Origin of the sequence: Sphingobacterium sp. UBA7631, assembly GCF_002483935.1 — a bacterium.
GTDB lineage: Bacteria > Bacteroidota > Bacteroidia > Sphingobacteriales > Sphingobacteriaceae > Sphingobacterium > Sphingobacterium multivorum.
This window is the reverse complement of sequence record NZ_DLIX01000004.1, coordinates 725,889-744,838: the sequence shown is the minus strand read 5'-3', so window position 1 is coordinate 744,838 and position 18,950 is coordinate 725,889. Positions and strand designations below refer to the sequence as shown.

The following is an 18,950-nucleotide window of genomic DNA, read 5'->3' as shown; positions in this document are numbered from 1 at the left end:
TGTATCATGAAAAAATTAACTGTATATAAAGCGATGGTGGTGTCAGGTCTATTGTTTTTTCAATCCTGCAGCTATCTGGATGTCGTACCCGACAACGCCCCGACAATAGACAATGCCTTCACCATGCGCAGTGAAGCCATCAAATATTTGGCAACTTGCTACTCTTATTTGCCCAATGATGGCGAACCGACTATAAATCCCGCTTTTATGGCAGGCGATGAGTTTTGGTTGGATTACCCAACGCGGAGTATCAATGGGACCAACTGGAATATTGCACGTGGTAACCAAAGTGTCACTGATCCATATGTCAACTACTGGGACGGACATATAATCAATAATGTGCGCGAACGATCGATGTTCAATGCCATTCGGGACTGCAATATTTTTTTGGAGAATATTCAAAATCCCGAAAAGGTACGCGATATGACGCAAGATGAACGTACCACCTGGGAGGGTGAAGTCCTGTTCTTAAAAGCGTATTACCATTTTATGCTGATGCGTCATTATGGCCCTATCCCAATCATGGATGTCAATGTACCGGTTACTGCTCCGATCGAGGAAACGCAGGTAAAACGTCAACCGATTGACCAAGTGGTTGACTATGTCGTTAAGGTGCTGGATGAAGCAGCGACGAAATTGCCAAATGCCGTGCAGTCGCCAGTAACTGATCTGGGGCATATCACAAAACCGATTGCTTTAGGCATCAAGGCAAAAGTCCTGTTGTATGCAGCGAGTCCATTATTTAATGGCAATGCAGACTATGCGAGCTTTAAAAATGTGGACGGCACCTTATTTTTTAATCCGAGCTTCCAGGCCGAGAAGTGGCGTAAAGCAGCGCAGGCCGCAAAGGAAGCGATTGCCGCCTGTGAAGAGCTTGGTATGACGTTGTACGAATTTCCAACACCGGTACGTCCACTGTCCAATACCACAATGGTTCAGATGAGCATTCGTAACGCTGTGACGGAAAAATGGAACCGCGAGATCATCTGGGGGAATTCGAATTCGCGGACCTGGCAGTTGCAGTACTCGTCGATGGCCCACATCGACCCAAATAATGCCGGCAACAACAGCGTCAACGGTACCTTGGCCCCGACAATCAAAATCATTGAACAGTTTTATACGAAAAACGGGGTGCCGATGGATGAAGACAAAACCCTGGATTTTAGCAATAAAAATCAATTGCGTGCCGGAACGCATGACGAACGCTTCAACAACATCGAAAATTACCGAACAGCACGTTTGCATTTTGACCGTGAAAATCGTTTCTACGCTAATGTGGGCTTTGATGGTGGGGTTTGGTATATGGAAAATAGCCCAAGTCAGACAGACGAAAATACCTGGACGACGCAGCTTCGTTTAGGCTTATTTGGCAGTGGGGTTTCTGTGCCGATCACAACTTATTATCCAAAAAAGCTGGTCAACTGGAAATTTGCCTTTAAAGATGGAAACAGCTCACATATCGAAGAGTATCCTTGGCCTATGCTGCGGCTTGCCGACCTGTATCTGATGTATGCCGAGGCCTTAAACGAAAGTGAGGGCCCTGTAGCCGATGTATTCCTTTATCTTGATAAAATTCGCAAGCGCGCCGGTCTGGAAGGGGTGAAAGAATCCTGGGCAAAGTATGCATTCAATAGCGCTAAACCGACGACAAAAGAAGGGCTCCGTGCAATCATACAACGTGAACGTAATATTGAGATGAGCTTCGAAGGTTCCCGTTTTTGGGATCTGCGGCGCTGGAAACTTGCTGCGCAGGAGCTCAACAAAAATATCACAGGCTGGGACCGCAATCAGGATAAGGATCATCCGGAACTTTTTTATCAGGAACAGACCTTCTATCAACAACGATTCGTGGCACCGAGAGACTATTTTTGGCCGATTAAAGAAGCTGATCTGTTGGTCAATCCAAATTTGGTACAAAATCCAGGTTGGTAATTAGCGTATTAAATTGAAGAAAATCATGAAAAAACGAATATATCGCAATAGTATCTATGTCATGGCCGGTTTGCTTTTTCTGCTGCTCGGCTGTAAAGAGGAAAAAGGCTGGACCTTAATGGAGGACGACCAGACCAAACCTGGAACAGTACAGCATCCGTCGGTGGTCAACGGCTATGGACAGGCAACGATACATTACAGCCTTCCGGAAAATGAGAATATACTCTATGTCAAAGCCGAATACGTGATGGCGAGTGGTGCCACCCGTGTCGTCAAATCGTCTACCTATACCAATGAAATCTTAATCGATGGGTTTCCGGATACCAAACCGCAAACCGTTAAACTGTATGCAGTGAGTAAAGCTGAGGTGGTGTCGGATCCCGTAGATGTCATTGTTGAACCGAAGACGCCGATCTTTAACCTGGTGTTTGGGGAGATGAAGGTAACGGCTGCCTTTGGCGGTATCCGCATTACCTCAACCAATAAGGAAAAAGGAAATGTGGTGATCGTACCGATGGTAGACTCACTCAACAATGGGGAGTACTTACCCCTGGACAATTATTATGGACAGGATTCCATTATTCTTTATAATGTCCGTGGATTGAAATCCAAAGAAATGAAGTTCGCATTTTATGTCCGTGATCGTTGGTTAAATAAGTCCGATACGCTCTACACTTCGATTACGCCATTGGAGGAAAATCTGTTTAACCGGCAATTGTTTACGCCATTACGTTTGCCGGGGGATGCGCAAATCCTCTATGGCTCCATGGACAATCTATGGGATGGCAATCTCAATACGAGCAAATGGCCAAGCTTTTATACGGTAGAGAATGCCGAGATACCACAATCGGTGACTTTCTCGATCGGGAGAGAAGCAAAACTAAGTCGTGTTGTAATCTTTCCGAGAAGGGAAAACGGATTCTACGATAAGGGCAATTTACGTGATTTTGAGATTTGGGGAAGCAATACGCCGAATCTGGATGGCTCTTGGGAGTCATGGACCAAATTGGCTACCTGTACAGTCCGTAAGCCATCGGGAACACCGTCGGGAACAAATACCAATGCCGACGAAGTGTATGGTACCGCTGGCTGGTCATTTGATCTACCGGAAGATGCTCCGAAATACAAGTACCTGCGCATTCGCAATCTGCGCAATTGGCGGGGAAGTTATTTTATGCAGATTAACCAGGTTCAGGTTTGGGGCGTTTATTAATCAATTTAAAAAGCAAAAGTTATGAAAAGATATATCGTATTGCTGTCCTTATTTATCGTGGCGCTGTTGGCAGCTTGTTCCAAAATGGATGAGTTTACCGAGCACACGGATGGGAAAGCAATTATCTACCCGGCAAAGTTGGATTCGATTAGAGTTCGTTCGGGAAAATACCGTATCCAGGTAGAAGGGGTCTATAGGGCTTCCTCGGGTGTTTCTGAGCTACGTATCTATTGGAACAGTAAGCAAGATTCGATGAAAATACCGGTCAAACTGACGGGTAAGGTCGATACCGTGCGTTATTTAATCGACAAACTGCCTGAAGGACCCATAAATTTAGAAATTCGTAGTGTGGATGCCGCAGGACGCTTTTCTGTTCCGACCTATGTGGTGGGGAATGTGTATGGCGATCGTTATCGCGAAGGACTTTACCAACGTGTGGTACTCGAACAGAATTTTATTGTTGGACAGCAACTGCAATTGGGTTTACAAAATGTATCAGAAACCATGGGCTTTGATGGACTGCGTATAGCGTATAGAAATTGGGATGGTGGCACCACAGATACCGTCGTTCGCGCTAAAAATCAGGATGAAAAGATAGGTCTTCAACGCTATCTTCCGGGTGCCGAAGTTTCCTATCGTACCGTGTTCAGACCAGATAGTTCGGCGATTGATACCTTTATGGTCAAATCGACCAAATTGGCTATAAAAAAGGATAATATTACGCCTTGGTACCTGCAGAATTACAAAACACCATTTACAGCGACGGTCTATGACGGTAACCGCTGGGGAGTTTTGGACAATTGGATCACCAATGCCGCCATGAAAAACCACAACGGTTACGGTGGTTTTGGATCGGATGATGGCGGTGTAGTCAACATTGAAGCCGGCTGGGGAGCTCCGGCTATCGTAAATGGAAAAATAGAGCAAAAAGTAACCTTATTGCCCGGTAAATATCGTTTTTTTTGTAACTTATCCTGGACAAATTATGATCAACCGCCAGCAAAACTGGTTGTTAGCAAAGCAAATAGCGGCATTCCAGATCTTGAGCAGATTCAACAGGCAATGGCCCATGCTGATGTTAAATCAGATGGTGTTTATTTTGAAATCAAAGAAAAGGTGACGGTCAATATAGGGATGCTGGTCAATTTTCAACCCGACCATTACATGAAGATTAACGCGTTTCAAATCAATTTACAATAATATCAAGCAGAATGAAGACAGTTATTTTCGCACTAAGTTTTATGCTATGTACTTTCATGGTATCCGCGCAGCCTTTTCAGGTCAGGAAAAACGGGATAACATTAACGTACGATAAAGCGCATGGAACGTATTCCTTAAGTAAAGATCAAGTCGCCTATATACAACAAGCAAGTGCCTATTGGGCACTTGCTAATGGACAAAAAATTAGTACGGATAAATTGACAGGGCCCCGCAGCGTGACCGAAAAGCCCATTCAGGACAATTTGGGCAAAGGTATGCAGTATACCATTTCGGTTAAGACCCAGCAGGGCATCACATTGCTGCAGCATTTTTATTTCTACGACGGGATAGATGGTGTTATCCTGGAACTGGAAGTTAAAGGTAAAAACCTGGCCAGCAATGAACTTGTGCCTATTTGGTCAAACACTTCGGTCGCCGGTCTGGGGAAATCCTTATATCAGCTGGCGGTTCCTTTTGATAACGATACCTTTATTTCCTATGAGAACAATGCCCTTGCAAGGGATAGTAAGCATAGTGCCGAGGTCGGCGTTGTGTACGATAAGGACAGCGGCAAAGGTCTTTTGATTGGTTCATTGGATCAATCTGTTTGGAAATCGGGCATTGCTATCCAAGGGGCACAAGGACAATACAGTCACCTCGCTGTAAGGGCAGGCTTTACGGATGTGAATATCACACGTGATTCCATGGCGCATGGGGCCGTCAAAGGCGATGCGATCCGTTCCCCAAAATACCTGGTATCCTGTGACAAGGATTGGCGTACTGGACTGGAAAACTATGCCAAGATCCATCGGAAACTGTCGCCGGCCTATGTGAAATCTTGGCAAGGAGCAACACCGGTTGGTTGGAACAGCTGGGGTGTCATCCAGGAAAAATTGAATTTTAAGAATGCTACGGGCACCGCAGACTATTTTGCCAAGGACATTCCTTATTTCCGCAACGCTGATGGTGAAGCCTTTATTGATTTGGATTCCTTTTGGGACAATATGACGCCGGGAGGGATGTCTGGAGATTATACACAATTGAAACAATTTGTACGTTATTGTGACTCCCTGGGACTTAAACCAGGTGTTTATTGGGCACCCTTCACGGATTGGGGGCATGGAAGTGGCCCCGACCGCAAAGCCGAGGGGAGCCAGTTTACCTTCGGACAGCTCTGGACCAAAACCCAAAAAGGCTACCACAATTTAGATGGCGGTCGGGCTCTTGATCCGACGCATCCCGGTACGTTGGCTCGTATGGATGTAATCTTAGGGAAATTGGTCGACTGTGGTTTCCGTATGATCAAAGTTGATTTCCTTTCTCATGCAGCAATCGAATCCACAGGTTTTTACGATCAGAAAATTCAGACGGGTATGCAGGCTTATGCTGTGGGGATGAAACATCTCGTCGACGTGCTGCAGGGGAAAATGTTGATCTACGCAGCAATTTCTCCTTCCTTGGCGACAGCTCAATTTGCACACATGCGCAGGATAGCCTGCGACGCCTGGAAAACCATCGACCAAACACAGTATACTTTAAATAGTGTGAGCTACGGTTGGTGGCAAACTTATCTTTATGATTTTATCGATGCCGACCACCTTGTCTTTCATGATGAAAGCCCAGAAGTGAATAAGGCAAGATTGCTTTCAGGTGTGGTAACGGGTACCATTATCCTTGGCGACGACCTCTCCAAGAAAGAAAACTGGCAGTCTAAGATGAATCACTATCTGCAGGATCCCGAAATTTTAAAAATTATAGCCGATGGTAAAAGTTTCCGTCCTGCAGGATTTGTCGAAGGAAAAGCGGCAAATACGTATTATTACAAAAAGATAGGAACAACGCTGTATGTGGCGGTATTTAATTACCATACAGCCCCAGCAACGATAAATATAGATTTTAAACAGATTGGCCTGATGCCAAATACAACATATAAGGCCGTGGAGCTATTTGAAAAAACAGCGCAGGAATTTACTGCTAAAAATCCCATTGCCTTTGAGCAAGCAGGAGCAAAATTACTTAAGATTGCTCTTTAGTTAATAATAACATATGAAGATAACCAAAGAAGAACAGTTTAAAGCGTTGATCGATCGGATCAAACGATTGGAAGCTTTAAACGGGCTTTCGAAACATGAATGTATTGTGCAGGGCGTATTGGATGCTATTGACGCCAGTGAATTGGAGGTACATTCCAGTTTACCATCCGTCAATAACCTGATTCAATACCTCGGCTACGCTCGGGAAACTTTCGCCAAAGCTTACCGCGACCTGATCGCCCATGGCGTGGTGGAATCCAAAAATAGAAAAGGATATTTTGTCGTCAGCAATAACACCCAGTTGAAACAGAAAGTTGCCGTGTTGCTATATGCTTACGATACTTTTCAGGATACTTTGGTGTCTGAATTACGGGCCAATCTTCCGGAAGAAGTGACGGTCGACCTTTTTTTCCATCACAACAATATGGAAACCTTTGAGGATATCTTTAACCGAATACAAGGTCGCTATACGGTGTATATTGTTGCGCCGATTGAAAATGCCGATTCTGAACGTCTGTTACGCAATATTCCGGTATCAAAACTATTGATTATCGATCGGCTGATGGATCTGGGCGCGGAATATTCTTATGTTTCTCAGGAATTTGAAGAAGCGACTTACGCCGTGTTTCAAGAGCTCCATCCAAAGATCAAAAAGTATAAGGAAGTGATCTTCTATTTTAGGGAGAAAACAGCCGAACCCAATGAAATCAAAAATGCTTTCTTACGCTTTCTGAAAGACTATAAGCTAAAAGGACGTATCGAAAAGCAATACCATGTGGGCGATCTAAAAAAGGGGAAACTGTATTTTACCATTCATAATCCGGAGCTCTATCAGATGTTAAAAGAGGTGCTTCAAAAGGGCTGGATTTTGGGTGAGGATCTGGGGATTTTATCCCATAATGATGATGTCATTAAGGAGATTATCAGCGGTGGTATCACGACCTTTTCGACGAGTTTTGCACGGATTGGTTCCGAAGCCGCCAAGTTTGTGCTCGAAAGAACAGTGATTCGGGAAGTGGTGCCGACAACATTGGCGGATCGAGGCTCGGTATAAAAAGGAAGTTTTACGATGATAATTTTTAGTTTTTGTCTTTTTACTGGCTTGGTTGCGTTATGGTCTTTATGGAAATTTAAGACCACCTATTCCACCACGCTTAATGGTTTCTTTCTGGCCGGAAAGAGCAATAGCTTTTGGATGGTAGGTTCGGCCTTGCTGTTGACAAACTTGAGCGCCAACCAGTTTATCGGTGAAAACGAATCGGTTTATATCAATAATCTTTCAGTCATCGGCTGGGGCGTTAGTTCGGTTGTGGCCATGCTTTTGGTGTCGGAATTTCTGCTGCCAATTTATTTTAAGCATGGCTTTCGGACGGTTCCGGATTTCTTGGCACTGCGATTTGACAGCAAAACAAAAATGCTGGTTTCGATCCTCATCTTAATTGGTTATATCGTCAATTTGCTGCCTCCTGTATTGTACGGTGGAGCCTTGAGCCTGGCGACCATGTTTGATGTTCCGGGGCTCTTACATATTACGTACTGGCAGAGCATCTGGCTGCTGGTATGGGCCTTAGGCGTGATCGGTAGTTTATACAGTATTTTGGGTGGTCTCAAGCTGATCTCCTTATCGGATTTAAGTTTGGGTTTATGTCTGTTTTTACTTGCGGTGCTCATTCCTGTCTTTGCGCTTTGGCACCTGGGGGCTGGGGATGTCTGGTCTGGCCTGGCGCAGCTACTGCATGAAAAAAAGGAACACCTTAATGCGGTTGGCGGAAAGCATGATGCGGTCCCATTTTCGACCTTATTTACCGGGATGCTGCTGATCAATTTCTATTACTGGGGGATGGAACCCTATATTGCACAGCAGGCCCTAAGTGCTAAGAATTTAAAGGAGGCTCAAAAAGGGATGACCTTGGCTGCAGGTGGTAAGCTCCTTATGCCCTTGCTGATCAATCTGCCGGGACTTTTGGCTGTGCATCTGTTGCCGCATATACAGCCTACGGCTTCTGTTTTTCCGAAACTTATTGTTTTAATTTTCCCCGATATCCTGATCGGTTTTTCCTTGGCCTTGGTCTTTGGTGCGGCGATGACAACGTACACCGCCGGGCTGCAAAGCTGCGGCAGTTTATTTATTTTTAATATTTACAAACCCTACCTGGCTTATAAAAAGAGACCATACAGTGAAAAGGAATTGGTGCGAAAAGGGAAATTGTTCGAGTTGATCATTTCAATTTCAGCAATGTTTATTGCCCCTTTTATCCTTTTTGCCCACGATGGATTTTATACCTATTTGCAGACCGTATCGGGTTTATTTAATATGCCCATTTTCACCATTATGATCTTGGGGATCTTATCCCGCCGTGTGACACCGCGCATGGCACAGATTGGGCTGTTCTTGTACATGTTCAGTTATTTTTTTCTGGTGTTTGTCTGGAAAACAGAATTGCATTATCTCCATCTATTCGCGGTGCTTTTTTTGCTGATTTCACTGCTTATCTGGGGAGGAAGTAAATTGAGCCAACCCGATTATCGGTCAACGTATCAATTTGAATTTTCCGGCCAGCATAAAGAAGCCTATTGGAGAGGCCGCTATGGCGTGGGGGCAATGCTGATTGTCCTGATGATTGTCATCTATCTTATTTTTTCACCCTTGGGCATTGCTCAATAAAATCGTATAAACTGCTATGTTGATGCACACAAAAATGAAATACGTTCTCTTAATACTTTTGACTATTTGTTTTGGCACTTCTTACGCCCAACGGTATTATCTCTGGGATGATCGACCTGCAAAAGATTGGATGACCGAAGCTTATCCGATCGGAAATGGACGAATAGGAGCCATGATCTTTGGCGGTGTTCAGCAAGAACATATTCAATTTAATGAAAATAGCCTTTGGACAGGTGATGAACAGGAAACAGGGGCCTACCAGGCTTTTGGTGATCTTTTTGTTCGCTTTGAACAAGGGGGCGATTCATCGTATTCTTCTTACAGCCGAAAGTTAAACTTAGATAAAGGGCTGCATGAAATAGCCTATCAGCAGGATGGACAGCAGATCAACCGGCGCTATTTTGCCAGTCAGCCCGACCAAGTTATGGTATTTGAGTATACAAACAGTAAAAAAGGTAAACTCAATGCCCAGATTGTACTTCAGGATGCACATGGGCAGGCGGTAGAGGTGGCGGATGGTAAGCTTGCGTTTCAGGGAATGCTCGACAATGGCATGCGCTATGCCGCGCAGGTACGTGTGCAAATCGTAGGTGGTTCACTTTCCAGAACAACAGATGAAAAAGGACGGGCTGTCCTTAGCGTAAAATCTGCCGATCGCCTTGTTCTGCTGCTGAGTGCCGCAACTGATTATGCCAATACTCGGGCCACCAAATGGAAGTCGGCCGAAGAACCGATGACGGTCAATGAACGTAATCTGCAGCAAGCGGAAAAATATAGCGTAAATAAGCTGTTGGCACGGCACCTTGCAGACTATACAGCGCTGTTTAACCGGGTGGCGCTTGATCTCGACCATAGCCAGCTGGACAGTAAGCAAACAACAAAAGTGCTGTTGGAGGCCTATAAAAAACAGCCGATCCCAGCTCTTGAAGCACTGGTCTACCAATATGGACGTTATCTCCTGATCAGTTCTTCCCGAAAAGGCGGTTTGCCTGCAAACCTGCAGGGATTGTGGAACAACAGCAACAATCCACCATGGCGCTCTGATTACCATTCCAATATCAATGTGCAGATGAATTATTGGCCTGCGGAAGTGGCCAATCTGAGTGAGTCGGCCTGGCCTTACCTCGATTATATCAATAGCATGCGTGCCGTGAAAAAAATAAATACACAAAAGGAATTTCCGGGCGTCAGGGGCTGGACTGTAAAGACCGAAAATAATATTTTTGGTGGGGAGAGCTTTCTTTGGAATACGCCGGGAAGTGCCTGGTATGCGCAGGCACTGTGGGAACATTATGCTTTTAACAAAGACGAGAAATACCTACGCGAATTTGCGTATCCGATTTTAAAAGAAATAAGTGAGTTTTGGGATGATCGTCTGGTTCGAAGAGCAGACGGAACTGTGGTGGCGCCAAAGGGCTGGTCGCCGGAACATGGACCCAAAGAGGATGCCGTGAGTTATGACCACCAAATTATTTACGATCTCTTTAGCAACTACATCCAGGCAAGCACAATTTTGAAGTTGGACGCCGATTACCGTAAACATATCACGGCACTTCGCGATGCGCTGCTCAAACCCAAAATCGGCAAATGGGGACAGCTGCAGGAGTGGGAAACGGATCGTGATGATCCGCAGGATAAGCATCGCCATGTGTCCCATCTCTTTGGTCTTTATCCCGGTAATCAATTCTCTGTTTTAAAAACACCGGAACTGGCCAAAGCTGCACGAGTTACCCTCACCGCGCGTGGCGATGAATCCACGGGTTGGTCTATGGCCTGGAAGGTGGCTTTTTGGGCCCGCTTGCAGGATGGGAATCACGCCTATAAAATCCTGACCAATTTCATTAACCTCGTTGGCGGCGATGGTATTGATTACAACAATGGCGGTGGCGTTTATGCCAATCTTTTATGTGCCCATCCACCCTTTCAGATCGATGGTAACCTGGGCTATGTGGCTGCTGTGAGTGAACTATTGCTGCAATCGCAAACGGATGTGCTGGAATTACTTCCTGCACTGCCTGATCGCTGGTCGGCCGGGACGGTCAAGGGGCTCAAAGCCCGGGGCAATATACACATTGACATGATGGAATGGAATAACGGCAGCATTACGCAGCTCAGCCTTTCTTCGCCGCAAGATCAAACGATTCAGGTATTGAGTCCTTCCCAATTGGCAGGTCTAAGCCCACAGCAGGAAATCAATGGTAAATACCTTTACAAGATTCAATTGAAAGCAAACAAAATAGTCAAGTTCGTAAACAAATCCTAAATCTATTTATATATGCCAACCCATCATTTTAAACATGTTGTACTCGGGCTTTTGATGACCCAGGGGCTTGTCCATTTGGAGGCACAGGCGCAGTCCAAACAGATTCCTATTGAAACCAGATCGAATGCCCTCGTGTTGGAGTACGATTCCACGAAAACACTGAAAATGCTCTATTACGGTGAAAAATTGAGTGATTCAAAAGAGTACTCGACCATTGCAAGCGGTTATAGGCAATTGACAGATTATAGTGGCCTCTCCAACGCAGCTTATACCCCTTCAGGTTCAAAAAACCTACTGGAACCGGCCATCAGTGTCGTTCATGCCGATGGTAACCGCTCCCTGGACCTACGCTATGAAAAGCATGCGGTGAAAAACGTTGATGCGAATGTCAAACAGCTTGATATTACCCTAAAAGATCCGGTATACGATATTTATGTCGTTTTACACTACAAATCGTTTTTGAATGAGGACATCATTGAACAGTGGGCAACCATCCAAAATAAGGAAAAGAAAGTCGTCACGCTGGAAAAATTTGCTTCGGCCAACCTCACCCTGCGCTCCAACGCGTATTGGCTACGGCAGTACCATGGCGACTGGGCAAAAGAAATGCAGGTGGACGAGGCTCCGTTAACACATGGCATTAAAGTGCTGGACAGTAAGCTCGGAACACGGGCGAATTTATTCCAGCCACCTTCCTTTATGGTGTCACTGGGTAAGGCTGCATCCGAAGATGAAGGAACAGTATTGATGGCAAGCCTGGGGTATAGTGGAAATTTTAAGGTGGATTTTGAAGTGGATTACCTCAATAACCTACGTATCATCGCCGGAATAAATAACTATGCTTCCAATGTAAAATTAGCCAGCAACCAGGAGTTTACAACACCCAAGTTGATTTATACCTTATCGACAAAGGGAAAAGGCACCGCCTCCCGAAATCTGCACAATTGGGCCCGTAAATATCAGCTGCTGGATGGAAATGGCGAACGCCTGACTTTACTCAACAATTGGGAGGCGACCTACTTTGATTTTAATGAACAAAAATTAAAAGGTTTACTCCAGGATACCAAGAAATTAGGCGTAGATCTATTTTTATTGGATGACGGCTGGTTTGGAAATAAATATCCGCGTAACAGCGATCACTCCAGTCTGGGAGACTGGCAACCAAACCGGACAAAACTGCCCAATGGTATCGCGACACTCGTGGAAGAAGCAACCAAGCAGGGGGTTAAATTCGGTATCTGGGTAGAACCTGAAATGGTTAGCCCCAAATCCGAACTCTATGAACAACATCCGGATTGGGTTGTCAAACAGCCACAGCGGGAAGAACATTACTTCCGCAATCAGTTGATCCTGGATCTGACAAACCCCAAGGTGCAGGATTTTGTTTTTAATATACTGGATGATCTTTTTACCAAGAATCCATCTTTGGCATATATCAAATGGGACTGCAATGCGGTTATTTACAATGCGCATTCTGCATTTTTAAAGGATCAGGGGGCATTCTATATCTCGTATGTGGAAGGACTGTATAAAGTCCTTGAACGTATACGTTCGAAATATCCGAAAGTGCCGATGATGTTATGTTCAGGCGGGGGTGGTCGTGTGGACTATGCGGCACTTCGGTACTTTACCGAATTTTGGCCTTCGGACAATACAGACCCTTTGGAGCGTATTTTTATGCAGTACGAGTATTCGTACTTTTTCCCGGCAATCAGCACTTCAAACCATGTGACTGACTGGGGAAAACAGTCCCTCAAATTCCGCACGGATGTAGCCATGATGGGCAAACTGGGTTTTGATATTGTGGTGAGCCACCTGAAAGAACAGGATCTGTTATTCTGCCAGCAGGCGGTAAAGAATTACGACGCGCTTAAAGGAACAATATGGCACGGGGAGCAGTATCGTCTGGCCGATCCAAGTGAAGGTGACTTTGCCGCCCTCAGCTACGTGAATAGCCAAAAAACAGAAGCTGTCGTCTTCAACTACCTGGTCAATAACCGCTATGGTATCGGAACAACCGATCCTGTCCGTCTAAAAGGACTGGATGCCCAAAAGCAATATCGGGTGGAGGAAATCAACTTGTATCCGGGAACCAAGTCGAGCTTAGGCCAGGGACAAACCTATTCGGGCGACTACCTGATGAAAGTTGGGGTAAACCCTGACCTGAGTAGCAACCGTCCCAGTGTTTTACTGAAAATATCGGCACTTTAAAAAAAATAAGAGTGGCATATCCGAAGCGCTGACTTCAACAGTCTGGACTTCGGATGCGCCAAATGTATAAACCCAATTGAGCAACAAACTCAAAAATCATGATAAAACCTAAACAGTATAAACGGACTTTGTTGGCCCTGCTACTCAGCGTTGCCAGTGGATTTTCTGCCCTACAGGCCAAAGTACAGCTGCCGGCTTTTATTGGCGACAATATGGTACTACAGCAGAAAGAAAAGGTCAAGATCTGGGGAACTAGTACCGCAGTTGGCAAGGAGCTTAGCGTAAATACCAGCTGGAACAACAAGAGCTATCAGGTTGAGGTCGATCAGCAAGGAGGCTGGCAAGTCTATCTGGAGACGCCAAAATACGGTGGACCCTACCAAATTACAATCAACGATGGTGATCAATTGATCCTAAAGAATATTTTGATCGGTGAAGTCTGGTTTTGTTCAGGACAGTCAAATATGGAAATGCCCCTAGCGGGCTGGGGTAAGATCAATAACTTTGAGCAGGAAATCAAAGCAGCCAACTTTCCCAATATTCGTATTTTGCAGATTCCAAAAGCTACGGCCAATCAACCTACCACAGCAGTGAAGGTGGAGTCCGGTGGATGGAATGCGGTGACACCAGAACGTATTCCGGAGTTTTCGGCTACGGCCTATTTTTTTGCACGGGAAATCTACGAGAAAACAGGCATTCCCATTGGGCTGATCCACTCTTCCTGGGGCGGAACAATCATTGAAGCCTGGATGAGCCGGGAGGCACTTTCACCTTTTTCAACCTATACGGCGGCCATTGAGAAAATTCAACGTCCGGATGCACAGGAAATCTATGCGGAAGATCTGGCCGAATGGAATCGCGTCGCCGAACAGCAGGATCAGGTGAAGACAGCAACGCAGGGCGAGTGGTTTGCACCACAATTGGATAAAAGCAGCTGGTCTACGATTACAATTCCGAGTTTTTTTGACAGTAATCTATTTCCGGGAATGGATGGTGTCGTTTATTTTGGCAAAGACGTTGAACTACCGGCACATTGGCAAGGTAAACCTCTTAAGTTGATTTTGGGATCAATTGATGACAACGACATCACCTATGTGAATGGTACAAAGGTGGGCGAGACTGTCGGCTACGATCAGATCCGGAAATATACTGTTCCTGCAACAGCCAACAATGGCAGCCTATTGCATATTGCTGTTCGCGTATTTGACGGAGCCGGCGATGGCGGAATATATGGCGGTACAGAGCAGCCGCGACTGGAAGGACCAAATGGCGAAAAGCTATCTCTCGTGGGAGACTGGAAATGCAAAGTGGGTTATGATCTGGCGAAGCTGCCCACAAAACCTAACGCCATGGAAGGCCCTAATAGGCCTACTGTGCTCTACAACGCCATGGTGAAGCCTTTTGTGGATTTTAAGATAAAAGGCGCCATTTGGTACCAGGGAGAAAGTAACGCGGATTCAAAAGACGCTCCCTATCAGCATCTGCTGCCCGCACTGATTCAGGACTGGCGCAAGCAATGGAACAATGAAAAGATGCCTTTTTATTTTGTTCAACTGGCCAACTTTAAGGCGAAAAGTTTAACACCGCAGCCTTCTTCATGGGCGAGATTACGGGAAGCGCAGCGCCAAACACTCAAATTGCCTTATACAGGTATGGCTGTTATAACGGATATCGGCGATGCTCAGGATATTCACCCCAAAAATAAGCAGGATGTCGGTAGAAGGCTTGGCTGGATCGCAACAGCGCAGCTGTATGGCAAAAAAATCCCTTATTCGGGCCCGGTTCTCGCGCATTGGACGACAAAAGCTGCAGAAATGCAACTTAGCTTTAATCCCATGGGCAAAAAGCTTGTGCTGAAAGGAGCGGATAAACGCAATGCTAGCTTTACTATTGCTGGTGCCGATCAGGTCTTTTATCCTGCAGAAGTCAAACAGGTCGGAAATAAGTTGATCGTATCTGCCAAAGAAGTACCGTCACCCGTCGCGGTGCGTTACGGATGGGCCGATAACCCGGATTTGGTACTCTATAACGATGCTGGATTACCCGCTTCTCCGTTCCGTACCGATAGCTGGGATAAATAACCGATGTAAACCATCCCCTTATGAACCATAATTGGAGAGCCTATCCTATACGTAAGAAGTAATTAGAAAATATCGCGTCTAAACGAATTATGATTATGCAATTTTTTGCATGATAAGGGATCTCTTTGCCCCTAAAATATTAATCAAGAACTATTTTATACATAACTACAGTAAACAATGAACACAAAAAAGACAAGACAGTGGCCCGAAAAACGGGTGTCATTTGTTCCAGAAGTCAGTATTATGGCACTTTGTCTTTCGATTGCGGTACCAACTGCGGGGTCTGCAAAATCGTTATGGACAACAGCTGGCCGATTACCGGAGAACACACCGCATGCGGCATATAATAAATTAGGCATGTTTCAGCATGCTGTGAAAGGAAAGGTAAAGGATAGCGATGGAAAACCGATTGAAGGCGTTACAGTAAAGGTTAAAAATTCGGCTGTAGAAACAAAAACAAACGGGTTGGGCGACTATGAATTCAAGTCCGTCGATGTCGGAGCCGTCCTGCTGTTTTCATCCGTGGGTTTTGAAACAAGGGAGGTCGTTTTCAATGGCAACGGCCAACAATTGGATGTTGTGCTAAATAACTCATCTTCAAGTTTAGAGGAAGTCGTTGTCGTTGGTTATGGTACGCAAAAGAAAGTAAACCTAACAGGTGCCGTGGCTACAGTGAGCGGCAAAGATATGATCAAACGGCCCGTTGTCAATACAGCTTCCATGCTGCAGGGCGCAATACCGGGCGTACAAATCAACCAGGGCTCGGGAGAACCAGGCAATGAAGGTGTATCCATCCGCATTCGTGGTAAGGGAACTTTTAGTGGTGCCGGATCGGATCCTTTGGTGTTGATCGACGGTGTACAAGGCAAATTTTCGGATGTCAATCCCAATGATATCGAAAATGTCAGTGTACTTAAGGATGCGGCATCTGCAGCGATTTATGGATCCCGCGCGGCAAATGGTGTTATTTTGATCACCACAAAACAGGGGAAATCAGGGAAAACAACCGTTCAGTATGACGGTAATGTGGGTATCTATAAGCCTACGAAAATGTTTGATCTGATCACTAATTCGGCGCAGTATATGGAATTATACAATGAAGCGCGTAAGAATTCCAATCTCAACGATGGCCTATATCCCGCCGATGTGATCGCTGCCTATCGCAATAGCAACGATCCTGTAAAATATCCAAATACGGACTGGTTGGGGCTTATTTTCCAAACTAAACCGACCTACACGCATAATCTTGGTATCCAAGGGGGAAACGAGAAGACAACCTTTAATGTTGGTTTGGGCTACGTCAATCAGGATGGAATGATCAAAGGTTTTAACTACGACCGTTATTCCGCCCGGCTCAATCTGACGACCAAAATCTCGGACGGGATTAAATTCGGAACAAATATCTTGCTCAAAACAGGACATACTGAATCTATTCCGGGTGGATCCAAAGACTTGTTCCTGTCGGCCATGTCGCAGGCGCCAACCTATGGCCCATTTTTGCCGGATGGTAGCGGGCGATATACGTACAAAGCTTACGACTGGGAGTACAACAATAAAAATCCTATGGCCGTATTGGATCGGAAATTCACCTACAATACCGATGATTATGCGGCTAATTTGCAGGCCTGGATGGAAGTACAACTGTTTAAAGGTCTTTCCTGGTACACCAAAGGTGCCTATAACTTCAATATGGATAAGTACAAGGATTATAAATCGACCTTGGATGAATATTACTACCACACGGGTACGCTGGGAACAACATTGGATCTTGGCAAGGGCCTTACAGATCAGGATCAGCAAACGATATACACCAATTTATTTACTTACCTGAACTACGATCGTGCGTTTGGGGCCCACCACCTCAAAGCGCAGGCCGGATATAGTATTGAAAAAAGTAAGTATACCTACCTCCAGGGCTTCAGACAGAATTTTGTCGATGATACCTTAACGGAATTAAATGCCGGTGGATCGGATATTCAACGGGCAAACGGAACAGCCAACCAATGGGCATTGATTTCTTATTTCGGCCGATTGAACTATGATTACCAAGGAAAATACCTCTTAGAAGCCAATATGCGTTACGATGGTAGTTCCAAGTTTTACGGTAAAAACCGTTGGGCAGCATTCCCTTCTTTCTCAGCCGGCTGGCGTGTATCTGAGGAATCGTTTGTCAAGGAATTTGCTTCGGGTTGGCTGGATAATTTGAAGATCCGTGGATCCTGGGGCCAACTTGGAAATCAGAATACCGGTAACTATCCGTATCAACCCGTATTGGGACTTACCGGAAATTACTCTTTTGACAATAGTACGCTAAATTCCGGTGTTGCTCAACAGGGATTAAACAACCCGATTATCAAATGGGAAACAACAACGATGACCGATGTGGGGTTGGACTTAAGTCTGTTTAAAAATTTAGATATCACCTTTGACTGGTACAAAAAGAGAACGACTGATATCCTTAGGCAGTCACAGATTACTGCAATCGTTGGTTTAGGAGCACCTTACGTCAATGATGGAATTGTCGAGAATAAAGGTCTTGAATTGGGAATTACTTATCGTAATCAGATTACTACGGGAGCATTGGAAGGGTTACGCTATCAGCTAGGTGCAAACCTCGATCGTTTCAAAAACAAGCTGGTGAAATTTGGCGAACCGGAAATCGGGGGCTATACAATCAAGAAAAACGGCTACGCGATGGACAGTTTTTATACCTACGAAGTCATGGGTATATTCCAATCGGAACAAGAAGTCGCTAGTTCGCCTAAGCAGTTTAATGACAATACATTGCCAGGAGATCTCAAGTACCGGGATGTCAATGGGGATGGAAAAATAGATGCGAACGACAGAACAATTATTACGGGTGTAGATCCAAAGTTGAACTATAGTTTTAATCTAAGTGCAAGTTTTAAGGGCTTTGACTTTTCGGCCCTATTACAAGGGGTATATGGTGTCAAATCTTATGTTTCGGGCTGGGGTGTAACTCCTTTTGTACAGGGTAGCCCACCGACAAAAGATTGGTTAGACCGTTGGACACCTGAAAATCCTTCGACTACGATGCCCCGTATTTATTGGGGTTGGAGCGCTCCGGAGAAATTCAGTCGAGCTTCCAGCTATTTTATACAGGATGCTTCCTACTTCAGGTTGAAAAACCTTGTATTAGGATACACTTTACCTGATGGGCTATTGAAAAAATATAAAATTGACCGCCTACGGGTTTATTTTTCGGGTGATAACCTTGTGACTGCAACCAAATTTAAGGGCCTGGATCCTGAGCGCTATGGAAATGGTGACCTCGTGCAATATCCGCAAAACAAGATTTATTCATTTGGTGTACAAGTTAATTTTTAAGTGC

Annotated in this window: 10 protein-coding genes; all 10 read left to right on the top strand. The window is 45.2% G+C overall.

Features of this window, described 5'->3' with window-relative positions; translation table 11 throughout:
- Positions 1–6: 6 nt before the first annotated feature.
- Positions 7–1,932: a RagB/SusD family nutrient uptake outer membrane protein gene (locus B3P16_RS07900; protein WP_286842275.1), complete on the top strand. Its 1,926-nt coding sequence runs from the start codon at positions 7–9 to the stop codon at positions 1,930–1,932.
- 25 nt (positions 1,933–1,957) lie between these two features.
- Entirely contained in the window at positions 1,958–3,145 is a 1,188-nt protein-coding gene (locus B3P16_RS07895) for a DUF5000 domain-containing lipoprotein (RefSeq protein WP_286842274.1), read from the top strand.
- A gap of 21 nt (positions 3,146–3,166) precedes the next feature.
- Positions 3,167–4,345 carry a DUF4998 domain-containing protein gene (locus B3P16_RS07890; protein ID WP_046675011.1) on the top strand — a complete coding sequence of 393 codons (1,179 nt, stop codon included), beginning with the start codon at positions 3,167–3,169 and terminating at the stop codon, positions 4,343–4,345.
- An 11-nt stretch (positions 4,346–4,356) separates the two neighbouring features.
- Entirely contained in the window at positions 4,357–6,378 is a 2,022-nt protein-coding gene (locus B3P16_RS07885; RefSeq protein ID WP_286842273.1) for an alpha-galactosidase, read from the top strand.
- Positions 6,379–6,391: 13 nt separating this feature from the next.
- Positions 6,392–7,432, top strand: a complete 1,041-nt coding sequence (locus B3P16_RS07880) for a GntR family transcriptional regulator (RefSeq protein ID WP_286842272.1) — start codon at positions 6,392–6,394, stop codon at positions 7,430–7,432.
- A gap of 15 nt (positions 7,433–7,447) precedes the next feature.
- Positions 7,448–9,043 (top strand): solute:sodium symporter family transporter, encoded by a 1,596-nt coding sequence (locus B3P16_RS07875; protein WP_286842270.1) that lies wholly within the window; start codon positions 7,448–7,450, stop codon positions 9,041–9,043.
- Between the two features lie 34 nt (positions 9,044–9,077).
- Entirely contained in the window at positions 9,078–11,306 is a 2,229-nt protein-coding gene (locus B3P16_RS07870) for a glycoside hydrolase family 95 protein (protein ID WP_286842269.1), read from the top strand.
- 12 nt (positions 11,307–11,318) lie between these two features.
- Positions 11,319–13,517, top strand: a complete 2,199-nt coding sequence (locus B3P16_RS07865) for an alpha-galactosidase (RefSeq protein ID WP_286842268.1) — start codon at positions 11,319–11,321, stop codon at positions 13,515–13,517.
- Between the two features lie 98 nt (positions 13,518–13,615).
- Complete coding sequence (locus tag B3P16_RS07860) at positions 13,616–15,598, top strand: sialate O-acetylesterase (RefSeq protein ID WP_286842267.1); 1,983 nt, start codon at positions 13,616–13,618, stop codon at positions 15,596–15,598.
- Positions 15,599–15,775: 177 nt separating this feature from the next.
- Positions 15,776–18,946, top strand: coding sequence for a SusC/RagA family TonB-linked outer membrane protein (locus B3P16_RS07855; RefSeq protein WP_286842266.1), 3,171 nt, complete (start codon positions 15,776–15,778; stop codon positions 18,944–18,946).
- Positions 18,947–18,950: the final 4 nt, after the last annotated feature.

Bases quoted from the DNA above. Each gene is read 5' to 3' on its own strand.
- B3P16_RS07900 (WP_286842275.1), top strand. From the start codon at position 7: ATGAAAAAATTAACTGTATATAAAGCGATGGTGGTGTCAGGTCTATTG.
- B3P16_RS07895 (WP_286842274.1), top strand. From the start codon at position 1,958: ATGAAAAAACGAATATATCGCAATAGTATCTATGTCATGGCCGGTTTG.
- B3P16_RS07890 (WP_046675011.1), top strand. From the start codon at position 3,167: ATGAAAAGATATATCGTATTGCTGTCCTTATTTATCGTGGCGCTGTTG.
- B3P16_RS07885 (WP_286842273.1), top strand. From the start codon at position 4,357: ATGAAGACAGTTATTTTCGCACTAAGTTTTATGCTATGTACTTTCATG.
- B3P16_RS07880 (WP_286842272.1), top strand. From the start codon at position 6,392: ATGAAGATAACCAAAGAAGAACAGTTTAAAGCGTTGATCGATCGGATC.
- B3P16_RS07875 (WP_286842270.1), top strand. From the start codon at position 7,448: ATGATAATTTTTAGTTTTTGTCTTTTTACTGGCTTGGTTGCGTTATGG.
- B3P16_RS07870 (WP_286842269.1), top strand. From the start codon at position 9,078: ATGAAATACGTTCTCTTAATACTTTTGACTATTTGTTTTGGCACTTCT.
- B3P16_RS07865 (WP_286842268.1), top strand. From the start codon at position 11,319: ATGCCAACCCATCATTTTAAACATGTTGTACTCGGGCTTTTGATGACC.
- B3P16_RS07860 (WP_286842267.1), top strand. From the start codon at position 13,616: ATGATAAAACCTAAACAGTATAAACGGACTTTGTTGGCCCTGCTACTC.
- B3P16_RS07855 (WP_286842266.1), top strand. From the start codon at position 15,776: ATGAACACAAAAAAGACAAGACAGTGGCCCGAAAAACGGGTGTCATTT.